Below are 21,666 nucleotides of genomic sequence, written 5' to 3'. Positions count from 1 at the left end.
ATGATTAAAATTGCACCATCGATTTTATCAGCAGATTTTTCAAAATTAGGGGAAGAGATTAAAGATGTAGAAAAGGGCGGAGCGGATTACATTCACGTTGACGTAATGGATGGACATTTCGTACCAAATATTACGATTGGACCGTTAATTGTAGAAGCAATCCGTCCGATTACATCATTACCATTAGATGTACATTTAATGATTGAAAATCCTGATAACTATATCCCGACTTTCGCACAAGCGGGAGCGGATATTATTACTGTTCACGTAGAGGCGTGTCCGCATCTACATCGTACAATTCAGTTAATTAAATCTCATGGCATTAAAGCAGGTGTTGTATTAAATCCACATACGCCAGTTTCAGTGATTGAGCATGTATTAGAAGATATAGATATGGTATTACTTATGACAGTAAACCCTGGATTTGGTGGACAGAAGTTTATCCATTCTGTATTACCGAAAATTAAACAAGTTGCAGACATGGTGAAAGAGCGCAATCTAGAAGTAGAAATTGAAGTTGATGGTGGTGTAAATGCTGAAACAGCAAGACTTTGTGTGGAAGCGGGAGCAAATGTACTTGTAGCTGGGTCAGCAGTATACAATCAAAAAGACCGCGGTGAAGCAATTCGCGTAATTCGTGGGTAGTGATGAACTTTTATCCTAGTAAGGTATTTATAGGATAGGGTAAAAATACGTAAAAAGGCAATCTACCGAATGGCAGATTGCCTTTTTACAATGGAAGGGGAAGAAAAAATGATTATTCATATTTTGGCAGGAGGACCTTCGGAATATTGCGCAGATTTTGCTCGATATGAGAATGAGGAAGTAGTATGGGCAGCGGTTGATAGGGGAGTATACCGTCTATTAAAGAAAGGGATTACACCGGCTGTTGCGTTTGGAGATTACGATTCAGTTACTGAAGAAGAATTAGTATGGATGGGACAGCAAACGAACGAATTACATATTGTTCCGCGAGAAAAAGATCAAACGGATTTAGAAATTGCAATCAACTGGGCATTAGAACAGAAGCCGGCACTAATTCGTATTTTTGGTGCTACCGGTGGAAGGCTTGATCACGGTTTGGCAAATATACAGATGCTTTTAAAAGGATTAGAAGTAGAGATAGAAATGTGTATTGTGGACAATAAAAATGAAATAACAGTTAAAAAAGTGGGTACACATATAATTGAAGAAAATAAAAATTTTCCTTATGTATCTTTTGTACCAGTTACTGAAATAGTGGAAGGGATTACATTGTTTGGTTTTAAGTACCCTCTTACTAATAAAACAATAGAGTGGGGATCAACACTTTGTATTAGTAACGAACTCGTTGAGGAAAAAGGTACTTTTTCATTTACTTCTGGCATATTAATGTTGATAAGAAGCACTGATTGAAGAAACAATTTTGCTCCTTACATCATATAGTGACCAAGTGGAGTAATGGGGATTAGGAGGGAAACCATGAGATTTTATACAATTAAGTTACCTAAATTTCTTGGTGGAATAGTTCGTGCAATGTTAAATACCTTTAAAAAAGATTAAAAAAAGCACCTATCACCGGTGCTTTTTCCATTGTTATAGTAAAAAAAGAGCCTATTGGCTCTTTTTTTTATTATTAAACACGTTCGATTTTGCCAGATTTTAATGCTCTAGCAGAAACGTAAACACGTTGAACTTTTCCGTCGATGCGTACGCGAACTTTTTGAAGGTTAGCGCCCCACTTACGTTTTGTAGCGTTCATTGCGTGAGAACGAGAGTTACCAGAACGAGCTTTTCTTCCAGTAATAGCACAAACACGAGCCATTTATATTTCCCTCCCTTGATACCTTACCATACGTAATTTTTCAATGTTAGTCTTTTATGCGATGCTAAAAACACTACTATAATTTAACACAACTAAAAAGAGAATGCAACACCGTAGAAAAAAGAAATCAAGAAAATTTACTTGACACTATATGTCAATGAAGAAAAGTTGAAATCCATAAAAATTGCTTGACATATTATAGTGGTACATGTTGTATAATAACAATGGACTATTTTGCTCATCATAAAAAAGTGTAATTTAAAACATAAAATATGAGAGTGAAAAGAAAGAACGATGGAATTTTCTTTAAAAAGATTATATGATAGTAACTAAAGTAGTCTAGCTCACTTTCACCATTTATGAAGGGGGAAACGAGATGTCAATTGAAATTAAAACGAAGTACGGTCAAATTGATATTAGTACAGATGTAATTGCAACAATTGCTGGAGGTGCCGCGGTAGATTGCTACGGTATCGTAGGTATGGCATCAAAAAATCAGTTAAAAGATGGATTAACAGACATTTTACGAAAAGAAAACTTTACTAGAGGTGTTATTGTTCGTAAAGATGAAGATGAAGTACATATTGATATGTATATTATTGTGAGCTATGGTACGAAAATTTCAGAAGTGGCACATAATGTGCAGACGAAAGTGAAATATACATTAGATCAAACTGTAGGACTAGCAGTAGATTCTGTAAACATCTACGTACAAGGAGTTAAAGTAATAAACTTGTAATGTGCATTAAGGAGGAAAATCTGTGTCAATTCAAAAAATTGATGGAAAACGTTTATCACAAATGATCATGCAAGGAGCGAATAATTTAACAAACAATGTTCAGCTTGTTGATGCATTAAACGTATTTCCAGTTCCAGATGGCGATACCGGTACAAACATGAACTTATCTATGACTTCAGGTGCGCGTGAAGTGAAAGCAAACCCTTCACAGCATGCTGGTAAAGTCGGCGTAAGTTTAGCCAAAGGATTATTAATGGGAGCTCGTGGTAACTCTGGAGTTATTTTATCTCAGTTGTTCCGTGGTTTCTCTAAATCCATTGAACAAAAAGAAGAATTAACAACAGTTGATTTTGCTGCAGCACTAGAAGCTGGAGTAGAGGCGGCTTATAAAGCGGTTATGAAACCGATTGAAGGAACGATTTTAACGGTTGCAAGAGAAACGGGTAAATATGCAGTAACAGTTGCGAAAAAACAGCGCGACTTTGTTTTGTTTATGGAAGACGTTGTGAAAGAAGCAAACGCATCGTTAAATCGTACGCCAGATTTATTACCTGTATTAAAACAAGTTGGCGTTGTAGATAGCGGTGGTAAAGGTCTTGTAGTGGTATACGAAGGATTTTTAGCTGACTTAAAAGGAGAAACGATTTCTTCTGATGCACCGACGCAACCATCTATGAATGAAATGGTACGCGCAGAACATCACCGTAGTGTACAAAGCCAATTGAGTACAGAAGATATTAAGTATGGATATTGTACGGAGTTCATGGTGAAATTAGAGGCTGAAAAGGTGAAAGAGCATAATTTCTCTGAACAAAAATTCCGTGAAGATATTAGTGTATATGGTGATTCTCTACTAGTTGTGTCTGATGATGAAATTGTAAAAGTTCATATCCATGCAGAACATCCTGGAGACGCTATGAACTACGGACAAAAATACGGTAGTTTAATTAAGATTAAAGTAGAAAATATGCGTGAACAGCATACTGCTTTATTAGATGAACCTACTATGGTTCCTGAACAACCAGCTCAATCGAAAGAAAAACAACCATATGGTATCGTAACTGTAGCTATGGGGTCTGGTATTAAAACTTTATTTGAGAGCATCGGTGCAACGAAAGTTATCGAAGGTGGTCAAACGATGAATCCAAGTACGGAGGATATCGTGAAGGCAATTGAAGAAGCAAATGCTGAAAAAATCATTATTTTACCGAATAACGGAAATATTGTAATGGCAGCAGAACAAGCGGCATCAGTTGTAGATCAAGAAGTTATTGTTGTTCGTTCGAAAACAGTTCCTCAAGGTATGGCAGCAATGTTAGCATTTAACCCAGTTGGAACGTTAGAAGAGAATGAAGAAAATATGCAAGAAGCTTTATCTCATGTGAAAACAGGTCAAATTACGTATGCTGTACGTGATACGGAAATTGATGGTGTAGCAATTCAAAAAGATGACTTCATGTGTATTGCAGATGGGAAAATTGTATCTACAAATGCTGAAAAAGTAGGAGCTGCGAAGCAATTACTAGAAGCGCTTATTGATGAAGATTCTGAAATCGTAACGATTCTACAAGGTGAGGATGCAACTGACGAAGAAGTAGCAGAGTTAGTTGAATTTGTAGAAGAGAAATTTGAAGATGCAGAAGTAGAAGTGCATGCTGGAAACCAACCAGTGTATTCTTTCATCTTCTCTGTAGAATAAGATAAGATTCGTTTTGAAAATAAATGGATTACTTACTTGCTAATGGATAAGAAGTAGTAATATGAAGTTTATTACTAGTTTTTATTCAAAAGGCTAGCATATTGAAGAGAGAAAAGAGCCTTGCTGCTAATAGTGAGGCTCTTTTTTACTTGTTTTATATAAGGGATTTGAGTAGTTTCTCTTAGAATGCCTATGATAGAATATATAAGGTGAAAGAGAGCGATTACAGATGCTAATTGGTACTCAAATAAAATGCAATAAAGAAAATAATGTGACGGGGTGTGAGAATCTTGAATGATGTTGTACAAGTTCCTGTTACGGATGTAAAGGGGATCGGAGGAGAAACATCTGAGTTACTACATGAGATGGGTATTTATACAGTTTCTCATCTATTAGAACATTTTCCGTACCGTTATGAAGATTATGCGATGAAAGATCTTGCTGAAGTAAAGCATGATGAACGTGTAACGGTTGAAGGAAAGATTCATAGTGCTCCTTTGCTGCAATATTATGGTAAGAAGAAATCGCGTTTAACAGTTCGTGTTCTCGTCGGTCGTTATTTAATTACGGCGGTATGTTTTAATAGGCCTTACTATAAGCAAAAATTAAAGTTAGATGAAACGGTAACGATTACTGGTAAATGGGATCAACATCGTCAAACAATTGCTGTATCAGAACTTCATTTTGGGCCGGTTGTACGTCAACAAGAAGTGGAACCTGTTTATTCAGTAAAGGGGAAACTTACAGTAAAACAGATGCGTCGTTTTATTGCTCAAGCGTTAAAGGAATATGGAGATTCTATAGTCGAAGTGTTACCGGATGGTTTGTTAGGGCGATATAAATTATTACCAAGATATGAAGCGCTTAGGGCATTGCATTTTCCGGTAGGACAGGAAGATTTGAAGCAAGCGCGTCGCCGTTTTGTATATGAAGAATTTTTCTTATTTCAGCTGAAAATGCAAACGCTCCGGAAAATGGAGAGGGAAAATTCAAAAGGGACCAAGAAAGAGATTCCGTCAGTAGAATTACAAGAATTTATCGATGCACTGCCGTTTCCATTAACGGGTGCACAGCGCCGAGTTGTAGATGAAATTTTGAAAGATATGACATCTCCTTATCGGATGAACCGACTATTGCAAGGTGACGTTGGTTCTGGGAAAACGGTTGTTGCTGCGATTGGCCTTTATGCATCGAAATTAGCTCATTATCAAGGTGCTTTAATGGTTCCTACAGAAATTTTAGCTGAGCAACATTATCAGTCGCTTGCTGAAACGTTTTCGCATTTTGGTATTAAGGTGGAACTGTTAACAAGTTCTGTTAAAGGTGCGAGACGTCGAGAAATTTTAGCGAAGTTAGAACAAGGAGAAATAGATATTCTTGTTGGAACGCATGCCTTAATTCAAGATGAAGTTATATTTCATAGGTTGGGTCTCGTTATTACAGATGAACAGCATCGATTTGGTGTAGCGCAGCGCCGAGTTTTACGGGAGAAAGGTGAAAGTCCAGATGTATTATTTATGACAGCGACACCAATTCCGCGTACGCTTGCGATTACTGCATTTGGAGAGATGGATGTTTCGATAATCGATGAGATGCCAGCAGGTAGAAAGGTGATTGAAACATATTGGGCAAAACATGATATGTTAGATCGCGTTCTCGGTTTTGTTGAAAAGGAGATAAAAAAAGGAAGACAGGCATACGTTATTTGTCCTCTAATTGAAGAATCTGAGAAACTTGATGTGCAAAATGCTATCGACTTACATAGTATGCTGACGCATCATTACCAAGGGAAATGCCAAGTTGGATTGATGCATGGGAGATTATCGTCTCAGGAAAAAGAAGAGATAATGGGACAGTTTAGTGAAAATAAAGTGCAAATTCTTGTATCGACAACAGTTGTTGAAGTAGGTGTGAACGTACCGAATGCGACTGTAATGGTTATTTATGATGCAGAACGTTTCGGTTTATCGCAGCTTCATCAGCTTAGAGGGCGTGTCGGCCGTGGTAGTGAACAATCATATTGTTTATTAATAGCAGACCCTAAATCAGAAACAGGGAAAGAAAGAATGCGCATAATGACTGAAACAAATGATGGATTTGTATTGTCAGAAAAAGATTTAGAATTACGAGGTCCTGGAGATTTCTTTGGGAGTAAGCAAAGTGGCTTACCAGAATTTAAGGTTGCTGACATGGTACATGATTATCGAGCGTTAGAAACAGCAAGGCAAGATGCGGCGATACTAGTAGATTCAGAAGCGTTTTGGCACAATGATCAGTACGCTGCCTTGCGTACGTATCTTGATGGGACAGGTGTGTTCCAAGGAGAGAAGCTCGATTAAAGGGAGTCAACAAAAGTTTTTGTTGCATTCTACTTTTAATGATTATATACTACTGTTAGTACCTAGTCATAAAAATGGATGGTGCGGTATGAAAAAAAGAAGAAGTAAAAAAGAAAGACAAGAGTTATTACAACAAACAATCGAATCAAATCCTTTTATTACGGATGAAGATTTAGCGGAAAAATTTCAAGTGAGTATACAAACAGTACGACTTGATCGTATGGAATTGTCTATTCCTGAATTAAGAGAGAGAATTAAACATGTAGCTACAAAGCAACATGAAGAAGATGTGAAATCTTTACCGTTAGAAGAGGTTGTTGGAGAAATTATTGATATTGAATTAGATAGACATGCAATCTCTATCTTTGAAGTAAAGGTAGAACATGTATTTAAAAGAAATCAAATTGCCCGTGGGCATCATCTGTTTGCGCAAGCAAACTCACTAGCTGTTGCGGTTATTGATGAAGAATTAGCTTTAACTGCAAAGTCTACCATTCGATACATTCGCCCTGTAAAATTAGGGGAGCGTGTTGTTGCAAAAGCGCGCGTTGAAGATGTAGAGAATGATAAGGGACGGACGGTTGTCAAAGTGCGTAGCTTCGTTGGAGAAGAACTTGTTTTTACAGGCACTTTTGAAATGTATCGATCTAGTAATTATAGTGAGGAAGGTAACAACTTATGAAAATCGCAATAGATGCAATGGGCGGAGATCACGCTCCAAAGGCTGTAGTATTAGGGGCAATGAAAGCTATTAAGGAATATTCTGATTTACATATTACGTTAGTAGGGAAAGAAGAGGAAATTCGTCAATACTTAACGAGTGATGAACGAATTACTATTCTTCATACAGACGAAAAAATAGAATCAACGGAGGAACCGGTAAGAGCGGTTCGTCGAAAAAAACAAGCTTCAATGGTGCTTGCGGCACAACAAGTAAAGGATGGAGAAGCAGACGCTTGTATATCCGCAGGTAGTACAGGAGCTTTAATGGCAGCTGGATTATTTGTAGTCGGTCGTATGGAAGGAATTGAGCGACCAGCTTTATCGCCTACAATGCCAACTGTAGATGGAAAAGGTTTTGTTATGTTAGATGTTGGAGCAAATGTTGATGCAAAACCAATTCATTTATATCAATATGCAGTAATGGGATCTGTTTATGCTGAGAAGGTAAGAGGAATTGAAAATCCTCGCGTTGGACTATTAAACGTTGGAACAGAGGATGGAAAAGGAAACGAGCTTTCAAAGCAAGTGTTTGCAATGCTTAAAGATGCGCCAATTAATTTCGTTGGGAACGTTGAATCAAGAGATTTATTGCAAGGTGTAGCAGATGTTGTTGTATGTGATGGTTTTACAGGGAATGTAGCGTTGAAATCATTAGAGGGAACAGCACTTGCGCTATTCTCTATGTTGAAAGAACAACTAATGAGTTCGTTTACGAGTAAATTAGCAGCGGCGGTATTAAAACCAAAACTTATGGTATTAAAAGATAAAATGGATTATTCGGAGTATGGAGGAGCTGCATTATTTGGATTGAAAGCACCTGTCATTAAGGCTCACGGTTCTTCTAATGACCAGTCGATATTTAGTGCGATTCGTCAAACGAGAGAAATGGTAGCGAAAGAAGTAATTCCTACGATTTCAAGCGTAATGGAGAAAGAGTCACTCCAATAAGAGGAGGATTTGAAATGGGAAAAATAGCATTTCTTTTTCCGGGCCAAGGTTCACAGGCAGTTGGAATGGGTAAACAATTAGCAGAGAATAATAAAGAGGTTGCAAAAGTGTTTGCAAAAGCAGATGAGGTGTTGCAAGATTCACTTTCAGAAGTGATTTTTGAAGGACCGCAGGAAAAGCTTACATTAACAACAAATGCGCAGCCTGCATTATTAACAACGAGTTTTGCTATTTTGACAGCTTTGAAAGAGTATGACATTACACCTGACTTTGTCGCTGGTCATAGTTTAGGCGAATATAGCGCTCTTGTAGCAGCTGGTGCATTAACTTTTGAAGATGCTGTATATGCTGTAAGGAAACGCGGGGAATATATGGAAGAAGCTGTTCCGGGTGGGGAAGGCGCAATGGCAGCTATATTAGGTGCTGATCCACATATGCTGAAACAAGTTACAGAAGAAGTAACAAGTGAAGGATATGCAGTGCAAATCGCTAATATGAATAGTACGAAGCAAATTGTAATTTCTGGAACGAAGCAAGGCGTAGAGGTTGCCTCTCAAAGAGCGAAAGAAAATGGTGCAAAGAGAGCGATTCCACTAAAAGTAAGTGGGCCATTCCATTCTTCACTTATGAAGCCGGCAGCTGAGAAGTTCCAAAAAGTTTTAAATGAAATTACAATTCATGACACGAATATTCCTGTTATTGCAAATGTTACGGCGGAAGTTATTACACGTGGTGCAGACATTCAAGAAAAGTTAATCGAACAGCTTTATTCGCCTGTATTATGGTACCCGTCTATTGAATATATGGTGAACCAGGGAGTAGATATATTTATTGAAATTGGACCTGGAAAAGTACTTGCTGGACTTATGAAGTCAATTGATTCATCAGTAAAAGCATATGCGATATACGATGAAGAGACATTAAAAGATACCATTTCAAATTTGAGAGGAGAAAACTGATGTTAAAAGGGAAGGTAGCATTAGTAACTGGCGCTTCACGTGGAATTGGTCGCGCGATTGCGATCGATTTAGCGAAACAAGGGGCAAATGTAGTAGTAAATTATGCTGGTAATGAACAAAAAGCAAATGAAGTAGTAGATGAAATTAAAAAATTAGGTTCTGATGCAATTGCGGTAAGAGCAGATGTTGCAAATGCTGATGATGTTACAGATATGGTGAAACAAACAGTAGATACATTTGGACAAGTTGATATTCTTGTAAATAATGCTGGTGTAACGAAAGATAATTTATTAATGCGTATGAAAGAAGAAGAATGGGATACAGTTATTAATACAAACTTAAAAGGTGTATTCTTATGTACAAAAGCAGTATCTCGTTATATGATGCGTCAACGTCATGGTAGAATTATAAATATCGCTTCTGTTGTTGGTGTTATAGGAAACCCAGGACAAGCTAACTATGTTGCTGCTAAAGCGGGTGTTATTGGATTAACAAAAACATCTGCAAAAGAGTTAGCAAGTCGAAATATTACAGTGAATGCAATTGCGCCGGGCTTTATTGCGACTGATATGACGGATGTACTAGATGAGAATATTAAAGCCGAAATGTTAAAAGTTATTCCAGCTGCTCAATTTGGTGAAGCGAAAGATATCGCGAATGCTGTAACGTTTTTTGCTTCTGATCAAAGCAAATATGTTACAGGTCAAACGTTAAATGTTGATGGCGGTATGGTAATGTAATAAAAGAATCGATTTCACCTAGTTTTTTTGGTTAATATTTAATATAATATTTGAGGGGAGGTGAATGGAATGGCAGATGTTTTAGAGCGCGTAACAAAAATCATCGTTGATCGTTTAGGAGTAGAAGAGACTGAGGTAGTACCAGCTGCAAGCTTCAAGGAAGATTTAGGAGCAGACTCCCTAGATGTAGTAGAACTTGTAATGCAATTAGAAGATGAATTCGAAATGGAAATTTCTGATGAAGATGCTGAAAAGATTGCTACTGTTGGCGATGCTGTGACTTACATAGAGAGTCATCTATAATGCTTAAGTGAAGTCCCGTTTTTTAGCGGGGCTTTCTCGGCTTATATCTGGAGGGACCTATGCCGTACCGAAAATATAGAGAAAAAAAATACGAAACAAAATATCGTGAAGCATTTAAAGTGTTTCAAGAAAAGATAGGTATTACGTTTACGGATGAAAAATTATTGATTCAAGCATTTACGCATTCATCGTATGTGAATGAGCATCGAAAAAAACCGCATGAAGATAATGAGCGTCTTGAATTTCTTGGAGATGCAGTATTGGAACTGACTGTATCGCAGTATCTGTTTCAAAAATATCCGACAATGAGCGAAGGAGAGTTAACAAAACTACGTGCAGCTATTGTATGTGAGCCATCTCTTGTTCGTTTTGCGAACGAATTGTCATTTGGTAGCCTTGTTTTATTAGGAAAAGGTGAAGAAATGACAGGTGGACGTGAACGACCAGCTTTATTAGCGGATGTCTTTGAAGCGTTTATTGGTGCCCTTTATCTTGATCAAGGGCTAGAAACAGTTTGGGAATTCTTAAAAGAAATTGTATATCCGAAAATTAATGAGGGTGCTTTTTCTCATGTGATGGATTATAAGAGTCAGTTGCAAGAATTGATTCAGCGTGATGGCAGTGGCAATGTTGAGTATCAAATTTTGCAAGAAAAAGGACCAGCTCACAATCGAGAATTTGTGTCACGTGTTACGTTAAATAACGTAGCTTTAGGTCTTGGTAGTGGTAAGTCAAAAAAAGAAGCAGAGCAACAAGCTGCTGCAGAAGCATTGAAAAAATTAAAAGAACAACTATAAGGAATCCCCCTTTGAATGAGGGGGATTCCTTGTGCATAGAATGAAACTTTCTTTTTGTTTATAAAGAAAAAGAAGGTAAATCCGTATAATACTTGTTTTTGTATAGAGAACATTTATAAAGACGGAGAATAGGAGGAAGGCCTTTCGTGTTTTTAAAAAGATTAGAAATAGCAGGGTTTAAGTCTTTTGCTGAGCGTGTATCTGTTGATTTTGTCCCAGGTGTAACTTCTGTAGTAGGACCTAATGGAAGCGGGAAAAGTAATATTACTGATGCAATTCGCTGGGTACTTGGTGAACAATCTGCAAAATCATTACGTGGTGCAAAGATGGAGGATATTATTTTTGCAGGCAGTGATACGAGGAGAGCGGTTAATGTTGCTGAAGTAACAATAACTTTAAATAATGAAGATCAACGTTTACCAATTGAATACAATGAGGTGTGTGTAACACGTCGTGTATCTCGTTCAGGTGATAGTGATTTTTATATTAATAAACAATCATGTAGATTGAAAGATATTATTGATTTATTTATGGACTCTGGTATGGGAAGAGAAGCTTTTTCGATTATTAGCCAGGGGAAAGTTGAAGAGATTTTAAGTAGTAAGTCAGAAGAGCGTCGAGGTGTATTTGAAGAAGCGGCAGGCGTACTAAAATACAAACTTCGCAAAAAGAAAGCTGAAGGTAAATTAGCAGAGACACAAGAAAACTTAAATCGTGTGCAAGATATAATTCATGAATTAAGTAGTCAAGTAGAACCTTTAGAAAGACAAGCTTCTATTGCGAAAGATTATCTTGAGAATAAAGAAGAATTAGAGAAAGTAGAAGCTGCGCTTATTGTCCATGAAATTGAAGAATTGCATGAGAAATGGGAAGCGCTTCGAAATCAGTTTGGGCATAATAAAAACGAAGAAGCTAAAATGTCAACGAATTTACAAAAAAGTGAAGAAGAGCTTGAGGAATTACGAGGACAATTACAAGCGGTAGATGAGTCTGTAGACTCGTTACAAGAAGTACTTCTTCTTTCTAGTAAAGAGCTAGAAAAACTTGAAGGACAGCGCGAGTTGTTAAAAGAGAGAAAGCAAAATGCTACGACGCATTGTGCGCAACTTGAGCAGTTAATTGTTGAATTAACAGAGAAAGCTAAAAGTTACGATGGTGAGATTGATTCAAGTACAGAAGCTTTAATGCAATTTGTGAATGAAGTAAAAGAGTTGGAGCAAAAATTGCATGATAATGAGCAATTACTTGCTACTTTTGCTGACAATTTAGAGGAACAGATTGAGAATTTAAAAGGTGACTATATTGAGCTTTTAAATCAACAAGCTAGTCATCGTAATGAATTATCTATGATTGAAGAACAATCTAAACAACAAAACTCTAAAAATGAACGCCTTGATGAAGAAAATGCGAAATATGTAGAAATGCGTATGGAAATTACAGCGAAAAAGACGAAACTTGTAGAAAGTTACGAACAAGCGAAAGAAAAAGTAGCTGGCATTCTCTCAAACATACAGAAGACAGAGGCGGCGCTTGGGAAATGTAAGACGCAGTATAGTGAAAATGAAACAAAACTGTATCAAGCATATCAATTTGTGCAACAGGCACGTTCTCGAAAAGAAATGCTTGAAGAGATGCAAGAAGATTATTCTGGATTCTATCAAGGTGTACGTGAAGTATTGAAAGCTAGAGAAAATAGGTTGCAAGGTATCGAGGGGGCTGTTGCGGAACTGTTAACGGTACCGAAAGAATACGAAGTTGCAATGGAAATCGCTCTAGGTGCAGCGATGCAGCATATTGTTGTACAAACAGAGGAGCATGCTCGTAATGCGATTGCATTTTTAAAGCAAAATAAACATGGACGTGCAACGTTTTTACCGCAAGCTGTTATTAAAAGCAGATCATTATCATTTGAGCAATTACGCATTGCAAATCAACACCCATCGTTTGTAGGTGTGGCGGCAGAACTTGTGCAGTACAATAATAAATATGAAAATGTAGTTTCAAATTTATTAGGTACTGTTATTGTTGCAAAAGATTTACGCGGGGCGAATGAGTTGGCGAAACAACTACAATACCGTTATCGCATTGTAACAATCGAAGGTGATGTAGTGAACCCTGGCGGTTCTATGACAGGTGGAGCGGTAAAACAGGCGAAATCTTCTTTATTAGGACGTCAACGTGAGCTAGAAGAGTGGACGAACAAGTTAACTGATATGGAAGAAAAAACGACGAAGTTAGAAAACTTTGTTAAAGCAGTAAAGCAAGAAATTCAAGAAAAAGAAGTACAAATACGCGAACTGAGACAAAGTGTAGAGGTAGAGCGTGTAGAAGAACAGAAATTAAGAGAAGAAATTAGTCGCTTAGAATTAGAAGAACATCGTATTAATGATCGTTTATCAATTTATGATTTAGAGATTGAAGGGTTCTTACAAGATCAAGTGAAAATGCAAGGGCGTAAAGAAGAGCTAGAAAAGATTTTAGCGACCCTTCAAGTGGAGATTACGGAATTAGATAGTAACATTGCAGCTTTAACGAAACAAAAAAGTGAGCAGCATTCTTCGAAAGAAAAAGTTCAAAAAGAAATGACAGAGTTAAAAGTGTTAGCAGCTGAAAAGCAACAACGCTTATCTAACCAAAAAGAAAAAGTTGAACGATTGACGAAGGAAAAAGAAGAAACAGATGCAACGCTTGTTAAAACGAAAGAGGACTTAGCATTCTTAAAACAAGAAATGACATCGAACTCAAGTGGTGAAGAGCAAATTACGAATATGATTGAGAAGAAAGCATACGATCGTAATCAAACTTCAGAGTTAATTCGCTCTCGTCGTGAACAACGTGTATCGTTACAAGAGAGAGTAGAACAGTTAGAGCGTAATCTGAAAGAGACCACAGGTAAACATAAATACATTCTTGAGATGTTGAAAGATCAAGAGGTGAAAATTAACCGACTTGATGTAGAGTTAGAAAATAGATTACAACATTTACGTGAAACATATACAATTTCATTTGAAGCGGCAAAACTAAAATATACAATGACAATGCCTGCAGAAGATGCGCGTAAGAAAGTAAAATTAATCAAATTATCCATAGAAGAGTTAGGTACAGTGAACCTAGGGGCAATTGATGAATATGAACGTGTAGCGGAGCGTCATACATTCTTACTAGAGCAGAGAGACGACCTAGAAGAAGCGAAAGCGACATTGCACCAGCTTATTACCGAAATGGATGAAGAAATGAAAAAACGCTTTTCTACTACGTTTGAAGGCATTAGAATGGAGTTTCAATCGGTATTCTCTGAATTATTTGGAGGCGGTAGAGCGGATTTAGTAATGACTAATCCAGAGGATTTACTAAATACGGGTATTGATATTGTAGCACAACCGCCAGGGAAGAAACTGCAGAACTTAGGTTTACTTTCAGGTGGAGAGCGTGCTTTAACAGCAATTGCGCTTTTATTTGGTATTTTAAAAGTACGCCCAGTACCGTTCTGTGTACTAGATGAGGTAGAGGCAGCCCTTGATGAGGCGAATGTAGCTCGTTTTGCACAGTATTTAAAGAAATTCAGTGATGAGACGCAGTTTATTGTAATTACACATAGAAAAGGTACAATGGAAGAGTCTGATGTGTTGTACGGTGTAACAATGCAAGAATCGGGGGTATCTAAACTTGTTTCGGTTCGTTTAGACGCCGGAGAAGAACTTATTGCAAGTGAATAGGAAGGATGGGAAAGTATGAGTTTTTTTAAAAAACTAAAAGAAAAAATTTCAAAACAAACGGATACAGTTACAGAGAAATTTAAACAAGGATTAGAAAAAACGAGAAATTCATTTGCGGATAAAGTGAATGATTTAGTGTATCGTTACCGTAAAGTGGACGAAGATTTCTTCGAAGAGTTAGAAGAAATCTTAATCGGTGCAGACGTTGGCGTTGCGACGGTAATGGAATTAATTGACCAATTGAAAGAAGAAGTACAACGTCGTAACATTCAAGATCCAAAAGAAGTACAAGCTGTTATTTCAGAAAAACTAGTAGGAATTTACAAAGGTGACAGCGATTTTAGTAACGAAATTAATATGCAAGAGGACCAATTAACGGTTGTTTTATTTGTTGGTGTTAATGGTGTAGGAAAAACGACGACAATTGGTAAACTGGCGCATAAGTTTAAATCAGAAGGTAAGTCAGTCCTATTGGCGGCAGGAGACACATTCCGTGCTGGAGCGATTGAACAATTAGAAGTATGGGGCGATCGCGTTGGTGTAGAAGTGATTAAACAAGGATCTGGATCTGATCCAGCGGCGGTTATGTATGACGCTGTACAAGCAGCGAAAGCACGTAAGGTAGATGTATTACTATGTGACACAGCAGGACGCTTGCAAAATAAAGTGAACTTAATGAAAGAGTTAGAGAAGGTAAAGCGTGTAATTGAGCGTGAAGTACCAGGTGCTCCTCATGAAGTATTGCTTGTTATTGATGCAACAACAGGACAAAACGGTTTAAGCCAAGCGAAAACATTTCGTGAAGCAACGAATGTAACTGGTATTGTTTTAACGAAGTTAGATGGAACTGCTAAAGGTGGTATTGTATTAGCGATTCGTAACGAAATGGATGTACCGGTGAAGTTTGTTGGATTAGGAGAGCAGATGGATGACTTGCAGCAGTTTGATCCAGAACAATATGTGTATGGTTTATTTGCGAACTTAGTAGAAACAGAAGAAGTATAAGCGAAAGAAGCGGTATTTCCGCTTCTTTTTCTACAAAAAATATATGATGTTAAGAAAAAAACTTGACACTCTTTTGGACTACATGTAAACTAATTCATGTAAAGGGAAATCACTTAACAAAGGATGATCCAACATGCTCGAAAAAACAACGAGAATGAACTATTTATTTGATTTTTATCAATCGTTGTTAACGCAAAAACAAAGAAGTTATATGTCGCTTTATTATCTAGATGATTTATCTCTTGGTGAAATTGCGGAAGAATTTGATGTAAGTCGCCAAGCCGTGTATGATAACATTAAACGGACTGAAGCGATGCTTGAAGAATATGAAGAAAAATTAGTATTACTTCAAAAGTTTCAAGAGCGACAGCGACTTGTTGCAAAGCTAAAACAGCTAATCAGCGAAGAAGAGCATGTGAATGAAGAAATGAAACAAGTTGTTGAAGCTATCGAAAAATTAGATTAGGAGGGCGGCAATATGGCATTTGAAGGATTAGCCGACCGACTTCAACAGACAATGCAAAAAATCCGCGGCAAAGGAAAAGTTTCTGAAGCCGATGTGAAAGAAATGATGAGAGAAGTTCGTCTAGCTCTTTTAGAAGCGGATGTTAACTTTAAAGTAGTAAAAGATTTTGTGAAGCGTGTGTCTGAACGTGCTGTCGGACAAGATGTAATGAAAAGTTTGACACCTGGACAACAAGTAATTAAAGTTGTACAGGAAGAACTTACAGAACTTATGGGCGGAGAGCAAAGCAAAATTGCTGTTGCTAATAAGCCACCGACTGTTATTATGATGGTTGGTCTGCAAGGTGCGGGTAAAACAACGACGACAGGTAAGCTTGCGAATTTGCTTCGTAAAAAGCATAATCGTAAACCGATGCTTGTTGCAGCGGATATTTACCGTCCAGCAGCGATTAAACAGCTTGAAACATTAGGGAAGCAATTGGACATGCCTGTATTTTCTTTAGGAGATCAAGTAAGTCCTGTTGAAATTGCGAAACAAGCGATTGCAAAAGCAAAAGAAGATCATCACGATTATGTTTTAATCGATACAGCGGGTCGCCTGCATATTGATGAAGAATTAATGGATGAATTAGCGAAAGTGAAAGAAGTTGCGAAACCGGATGAAATTTTCCTTGTTGTCGATGCGATGACCGGGCAAGACGCGGTAAATGTTGCACAAAGTTTCCATGAACAGTTAGGTTTAACAGGTGTTGTATTAACGAAATTAGATGGTGATACGCGCGGTGGTGCTGCATTATCTATTAAGGCTGTAACAAACACGCCGATTAAATTTGCCGGTATGGGTGAAAAACTAGATGCAATTGAAGCGTTCCATCCAGAGCGTATGGCATCCCGTATTTTAGGGATGGGCGATGTCTTAACGTTAATTGAAAAAGCGCAAGCTACAGTTGATGAAGAGAAAGCAAAAGAACTTGAGCAAAAAATGCGTACGCTTTCGTTTACGCTTGACGATTTCCTAGAACAACTTGGACAAGTGCGCCAACTTGGACCGCTTGATGAATTGTTAGGAATGCTTCCTGGTGCAAATAAAATTAAAGGGCTGAAAAATGCGCAAGTTGATGAAAAACAAATTGGGCATATTGAGGCAATTATTCGTTCTATGACTAAATTAGAACGAGAACAACCGGAAATAATCAATGCTAGTCGCAAAAAGCGCATTGCCAAAGGCAGCGGTACAACTGTACAAGAAATCAATCGTCTAATTAAGCAATTCGATGACATGAAAAAAATGATGAAGACGATGACGGGAATGCAAAAAGGTAAGAAAAAAGGACTAGGTGGATTGAAGTTTCCATTCATGTAAGGAAAAAAAGATGGCTCTGTTAAGAAAAAATACTTTACAAAGCAATAGTCTTTTTGCTAATATAATTATCTGTGTGAAATAAATTCGGAGGTGCTTTATAAATGGCAGTTAAAATTCGTTTAAAACGTATGGGAGCTAAAAAAACTCCTTTCTATCGTGTAGTTGTTGCAGATTCTCGTTCTCCTCGTGACGGACGTTTCATTGAGGAAATCGGAACTTACAATCCAGTTGCTCAACCAGCTGAAGTTAAGATCAACGAAGAAGCAGCATTAAAATGGTTAGGAAATGGTGCTAAACCATCTGATACAGTTCGTAACTTATTCTCTAACCAAGGTATCATGGAGAAATTCCACTTATCTAAACAAGGTAAGTAATTGAGGCAATGACTATGAAGAAGTTAGTCGAGACGATTGTCAAGCCTCTTGTCGATTATCCTGAAGATGTAAAAGTTACACAGGAACTTTGCAACGGAGAGATAAAGTATCGATTAACTGTACATCCTGAGGATGTTGGAAAAGTCATTGGAAAGCAAGGGAGAGTTGCGAAGGCGATTCGAATGCTCTTGTATTCAGTGGGACATCATAATGATGAAAAAGTAACACTGGAAATTCAATAAACGTAAAAAGGGCGAGGAGTTATTCCTCTCCCTTTTTTAACATTTAAATAGAGATTGCATGTTCCATCTGTGAAATGGAGATGCTTAATTTATATAGAAACCAGGGGTGACATACTATTTATGACAAAATGGTTTAACGTAGGGAAAATTGTAAATACTCATGGCGTAAGAGGAGAAATCCGTGTTATTTCTCGTACTGATTTTCCAGAAGAGCGATATAAAGTAGGAAATACGCTATACATATCGAATGAGAAAGGCACAGACTATCTTCCGGTGAAGGTAACTTCTCATCGCCAACATAAGACATTCGATTTATTAACATTTGAAGGATATAACAATGTAGATGAAGTAGAGAAGTTTAAAGGTTCTTTAATAAAAGTACCAGAAGAGCAGTTAGGCGAACTTGCTGAAGGTGAATACTACTATCATGAAATTATTGGTTGCAGTGTTGTAACGGAAGAAGGAGAAGCGCTAGGGACAATCAAAGAGATTCTATCTCCTGGTGCAAATGATGTTTGGGTAATTAAACGCCCGAAGGGTCAAGATCTCTTAATTCCTTATATCGATGACGTTGTACTTCAAGTTAATATTGAAAATAAATTAGTAACCATTCATGTAATGGAAGGGCTACTATAATGAAAATTGATATTATAACGTTGTTCCCAGACATGTTTACCGGTGTATTTGGATCTTCTATATTAAAGAAGGCGCAAGAAAAAGAAGCGGTAAACCTTCGTGTTGTTAACTTTCGTGATTATACAACAAGTAAGCATAATAGCGTAGACGATTATCCTTACGGCGGAGGAGCTGGTATGGTGCTTACTCCTCAGCCTATTTTTGATGCTGTAGAAGATTTGACGAAAGAGACAGAGCGTAAGCCGAGAGTTGTCTTAATGTGTCCGCAGGGCGAAAGATTTACGCAGAAGAAAGCGGAAGAGCTTGCAGGGGAAGAACATTTAATCTTCGTATGTGGGCATTATGAAGGATATGACGAACGAATTCGTGAGCATCTTGTAACGGATGAGATTTCTATTGGTGACTATGTATTAACGGGCGGAGAATTAGCCTCTATGGTTATTACTGATAGTGTGGTACGTCTCTTGCCGGGTGTGCTAGGAAATCATGCTTCACAAGTAGAGGATTCGTTTAGTACAGGTTTATTAGAGCATCCTCATTATACACGTCCAGCTGATTTTCGTGGTATGAAGGTACCGGATGTATTAATGTCAGGGAATCATAAAAACATTGATGAATGGCGACATAAGGAATCTTTGCGCCGAACGTATACGCGTAGACCTGATTTATTAGATGAGAGAGAGTTATCTAAACAAGAGAAAAAATGGCTTGAGGAAATAAAGCGAGAGCAGTAATAACTTCATATATTTGCTATTGCAACAGGCTTAGTAATATGCTATTATAACATTTGTGCTACTGAAATCAGTAGCCGTATTAACGATGTTCCGCTGTAATTTATTAAGACTTTATAAGAGCATCTGTTTAAAGGAGAGAATTTAATATGCAACAATTAATCGCAGAAATTACAAAAGGCCAATTAAAAACTGACCTTCCTTCATTCCGTCCTGGTGACACTTTACGTGTACACGTAAAAGTTGTTGAGGGAACTCGTGAAAGAATTCAGCTTTTCGAAGGTGTTGTAATTAAACGTCGTGGTGGCGGAATCAGTGAAACATTCACAGTTCGTAAGATTTCTTACGGTGTAGGTGTTGAGCGTACATTCCCAGTTCACACGCCAAGAATCGCGAAAATCGAAGTACTTCGCCGTGGTAAAGTACGTCGTGCTAAGTTATACTACTTACGTAACCTTCGCGGTAAAAAAGCACGTATTAAAGAAATTCGATAAGACATGTATGGGAGCTTGTAAATGCACAAGCTCCCTTTTTCCAATCTATATGAAATTTTGGTATAATACGAGCAGTTTACATAACCGTGGAGGGGAAATGCATGAAAAAAGAGAAGAGTTCACTTTGGGAATGGATTAAAGCAATTTTGATTGCTGTTGTATTAGCTGGTGTTATTAGACAGTTTTTCTTTGCGCCAATTCTCGTAGACGGGGTATCGATGGCACCTACTTTACATGATCGTGATCGAATGATTGTGAATAAAATTGGTTATCACATTGGAGATCCAAAACGCTTTGATATTATCGTATTTCGAGCAACAGAAGATAAAGATTACATTAAGCGTATTATAGGCCTGCCAGGCGATGAAATAGAGTATCGTAATGATAAACTGTATGTTAACGGAAAGGCTTATGAGGAGCCGTATTTAGACAAGCAGAAAAAGCAAATTGCTGACGGACCGCTTACATATGATTTTAATCTTGAAGAAATGACAGGCAAGAAAACCGTTCCAAAAGATCAATTATTTGTTTTAGGTGATAATCGTCGTTTTAGTAAAGATAGCCGTTCAATCGGTACGATTTCAATGGATCAAGTAATTGGTAAAGCTAATATGTTATATTGGCCGTTAGAAGACGCACGTATTGTGAAATAAATGAAAAAGAAGGTGGCAACATGGTAATTCAATGGTTTCCAGGGCATATGGCGAAGGCTAGACGCCAAGTAACGGAGAAATTAAAATTAATTGATGTTGTAATTGAACTTGTAGATGCTCGATTACCATTATCATCTCGAAACCCAATGATTGATGAAATCATTACACATAAGCCAAGGCTTGTTGTTTTAAATAAAGCGGATATGGCGGATGATCGTTTAACAAAACAATGGATCGCATATTTTAAAGAAAAAGGCCATATGGCAATTTCGATTAACGCGCAAGCTGGACAAGGTATGAAGGAAATTGCAGCAGCTTGTAAAGTGCTTGTTAAAGAAAAATTTGATAAAATGGTTGCAAAAGGTATTAGACCGAGAGCGATTCGTGCATTAATTGTAGGTATACCAAATGTTGGTAAATCTACATTGATTAATAAATTGGCAAAGAAAAATATTGCTAAAACAGGAGATCGTCCAGGTGTGACAACAGCTCAACAATGGATTAAAGTTGGGAAGGAAATGGAATTGTTAGATACACCAGGTATTCTGTGGCCTAAATTTGAAGATCAATTAGTGGGTCTTCGTTTAGCGACAACGGGTGCAATTAAAGATTCAATTTTAAATTTACAAGATGTAGCTGTTTACGCATTACGTTTTATGGAGAAACATTATCCAGAACGCTTGAAAGAACGCTATAATTTAAATGAGATTCCAGAAGATATCGTGGAATTATTCGATGCAATTGGAAAAAATAGAGGCTGCTTAATGGGCGGCGGAATGATTGATTATGATAAGACATCTGAGCTTGTGCTTCGTGAGCTTCGTGGTGGCAAACTTGGAAAAATGACGTTTGAAACACCGGAAGAGTTTGCAGAGCAAGTAGAAGATGTGGAAAAAATAGAAGAAGTATAAGACGTGCGTTTGTGCGTCTTTTCTT

At 37.5% G+C, this 21,666-nt stretch carries 24 protein-coding genes; 23 read left to right on the top strand and 1 reads right to left on the bottom strand.

Annotated elements, in window-relative coordinates; translation table 11 throughout:
• The 3 genes from rpe (at position 1) to spoVM (ending at position 1,542) form a co-directional block, all read left to right on the top strand.
• Positions 1–645, top strand: coding sequence for a ribulose-phosphate 3-epimerase (rpe, locus tag AXW78_RS18300; RefSeq protein ID WP_000589974.1), 645 nt, complete (start codon positions 1–3; stop codon positions 643–645).
• A 69-nt stretch (positions 646–714) separates the two neighbouring features.
• Positions 715–1,395, top strand: coding sequence for a thiamine diphosphokinase (locus tag AXW78_RS18295; protein WP_000752664.1), 681 nt, complete (start codon positions 715–717; stop codon positions 1,393–1,395).
• A 66-nt stretch (positions 1,396–1,461) separates the two neighbouring features.
• Entirely contained in the window at positions 1,462–1,542 is an 81-nt protein-coding gene (spoVM, locus tag AXW78_RS18290) for a stage V sporulation protein SpoVM (RefSeq protein ID WP_001213599.1), read from the top strand.
• 73 nt (positions 1,543–1,615) lie between these two features.
• On the opposite strand, the gene rpmB is transcribed toward spoVM, so the two are convergent.
• Complete coding sequence (rpmB, locus tag AXW78_RS18285) at positions 1,616–1,804, bottom strand: 50S ribosomal protein L28 (RefSeq protein WP_000124776.1); 189 nt, start codon at positions 1,802–1,804, stop codon at positions 1,616–1,618.
• Between the two features lie 376 nt (positions 1,805–2,180).
• Between rpmB and AXW78_RS18280 the strand changes: the two genes are divergently transcribed.
• From AXW78_RS18280 to ylqF, 20 genes are all read left to right on the top strand, one after another.
• Entirely contained in the window at positions 2,181–2,543 is a 363-nt protein-coding gene (locus AXW78_RS18280) for an Asp23/Gls24 family envelope stress response protein (RefSeq protein WP_000021109.1), read from the top strand.
• A 22-nt stretch (positions 2,544–2,565) separates the two neighbouring features.
• Positions 2,566–4,242: a DAK2 domain-containing protein gene (locus tag AXW78_RS18275; protein WP_000027129.1), complete on the top strand. Its 1,677-nt coding sequence runs from the start codon at positions 2,566–2,568 to the stop codon at positions 4,240–4,242.
• A gap of 290 nt (positions 4,243–4,532) precedes the next feature.
• On the top strand, positions 4,533–6,581 hold the full coding sequence (gene recG / locus AXW78_RS18270) for an ATP-dependent DNA helicase RecG (RefSeq protein WP_001000812.1): 2,049 nt from the start codon (positions 4,533–4,535) through the stop codon (positions 6,579–6,581).
• A gap of 88 nt (positions 6,582–6,669) precedes the next feature.
• Positions 6,670–7,263, top strand: a complete 594-nt coding sequence (gene fapR / locus AXW78_RS18265) for a transcription factor FapR (protein WP_000747349.1) — start codon at positions 6,670–6,672, stop codon at positions 7,261–7,263.
• A complete protein-coding gene (gene plsX / locus AXW78_RS18260; RefSeq protein WP_000684100.1) occupies positions 7,260–8,252 on the top strand; it encodes a phosphate acyltransferase PlsX in 993 nt (330 codons plus the stop codon). Before fapR ends, plsX begins: the two co-directional genes overlap by 4 nt.
• A 14-nt stretch (positions 8,253–8,266) precedes the next feature.
• Positions 8,267–9,211 (top strand): ACP S-malonyltransferase, encoded by a 945-nt coding sequence (fabD, locus tag AXW78_RS18255; RefSeq protein WP_061884515.1) that lies wholly within the window; start codon positions 8,267–8,269, stop codon positions 9,209–9,211.
• Positions 9,211–9,951, top strand: coding sequence for a 3-oxoacyl-[acyl-carrier-protein] reductase (gene fabG / locus AXW78_RS18250; protein ID WP_000911771.1), 741 nt, complete (start codon positions 9,211–9,213; stop codon positions 9,949–9,951). Before fabD ends, fabG begins: the two co-directional genes overlap by 1 nt.
• A 69-nt stretch (positions 9,952–10,020) precedes the next feature.
• Entirely contained in the window at positions 10,021–10,254 is a 234-nt protein-coding gene (gene acpP, locus AXW78_RS18245) for an acyl carrier protein (protein ID WP_000786062.1), read from the top strand.
• Between the two features lie 59 nt (positions 10,255–10,313).
• Positions 10,314–11,051, top strand: coding sequence for a ribonuclease III (gene rncS, locus AXW78_RS18240; protein ID WP_001146875.1), 738 nt, complete (start codon positions 10,314–10,316; stop codon positions 11,049–11,051).
• Positions 11,052–11,197: 146 nt separating this feature from the next.
• Positions 11,198–14,767 carry a chromosome segregation protein SMC gene (smc, locus tag AXW78_RS18235; RefSeq protein WP_000478969.1) on the top strand — a complete coding sequence of 1,190 codons (3,570 nt, stop codon included), beginning with the start codon at positions 11,198–11,200 and terminating at the stop codon, positions 14,765–14,767.
• 15 nt (positions 14,768–14,782) lie between these two features.
• Positions 14,783–15,772 carry a signal recognition particle-docking protein FtsY gene (ftsY, locus tag AXW78_RS18230; RefSeq protein WP_000007655.1) on the top strand — a complete coding sequence of 330 codons (990 nt, stop codon included), beginning with the start codon at positions 14,783–14,785 and terminating at the stop codon, positions 15,770–15,772.
• 133 nt (positions 15,773–15,905) lie between these two features.
• Entirely contained in the window at positions 15,906–16,238 is a 333-nt protein-coding gene (locus AXW78_RS18225) for a putative DNA-binding protein (protein WP_000891062.1), read from the top strand.
• 12 nt (positions 16,239–16,250) lie between these two features.
• On the top strand, positions 16,251–17,600 hold the full coding sequence (gene ffh, locus AXW78_RS18220; protein WP_000863460.1) for a signal recognition particle protein: 1,350 nt from the start codon (positions 16,251–16,253) through the stop codon (positions 17,598–17,600).
• A gap of 101 nt (positions 17,601–17,701) precedes the next feature.
• Entirely contained in the window at positions 17,702–17,974 is a 273-nt protein-coding gene (gene rpsP / locus AXW78_RS18215) for a 30S ribosomal protein S16 (RefSeq protein ID WP_000268750.1), read from the top strand.
• Between the two features lie 14 nt (positions 17,975–17,988).
• Positions 17,989–18,216, top strand: coding sequence for a KH domain-containing protein (locus AXW78_RS18210; RefSeq protein ID WP_000737401.1), 228 nt, complete (start codon positions 17,989–17,991; stop codon positions 18,214–18,216).
• Between the two features lie 120 nt (positions 18,217–18,336).
• A complete protein-coding gene (gene rimM / locus AXW78_RS18205; RefSeq protein ID WP_000170278.1) occupies positions 18,337–18,852 on the top strand; it encodes a ribosome maturation factor RimM in 516 nt (171 codons plus the stop codon).
• Complete coding sequence (trmD, locus tag AXW78_RS18200; protein WP_061884514.1) at positions 18,852–19,586, top strand: tRNA (guanosine(37)-N1)-methyltransferase TrmD; 735 nt, start codon at positions 18,852–18,854, stop codon at positions 19,584–19,586. Before rimM ends, trmD begins: the two co-directional genes overlap by 1 nt.
• 146 nt (positions 19,587–19,732) lie before the next feature.
• Positions 19,733–20,077: a 50S ribosomal protein L19 gene (gene rplS / locus AXW78_RS18195; RefSeq protein ID WP_001186516.1), complete on the top strand. Its 345-nt coding sequence runs from the start codon at positions 19,733–19,735 to the stop codon at positions 20,075–20,077.
• Positions 20,078–20,178: 101 nt separating this feature from the next.
• Positions 20,179–20,730, top strand: coding sequence for a signal peptidase I (gene lepB, locus AXW78_RS18190; protein ID WP_000711853.1), 552 nt, complete (start codon positions 20,179–20,181; stop codon positions 20,728–20,730).
• Positions 20,731–20,750: 20 nt separating this feature from the next.
• Positions 20,751–21,641 (top strand): ribosome biogenesis GTPase YlqF, encoded by an 891-nt coding sequence (gene ylqF / locus AXW78_RS18185; RefSeq protein ID WP_000236702.1) that lies wholly within the window; start codon positions 20,751–20,753, stop codon positions 21,639–21,641.
• Positions 21,642–21,666: the final 25 nt, after the last annotated feature.

This window comes from Bacillus thuringiensis (genome assembly GCF_001595725.1).
Lineage (GTDB): Bacteria > Bacillota > Bacilli > Bacillales > Bacillaceae_G > Bacillus_A > Bacillus_A thuringiensis_K.
Note: the sequence above shows the minus strand (reverse complement) of the source record. Positions and strands in the feature narration are given on the sequence as shown.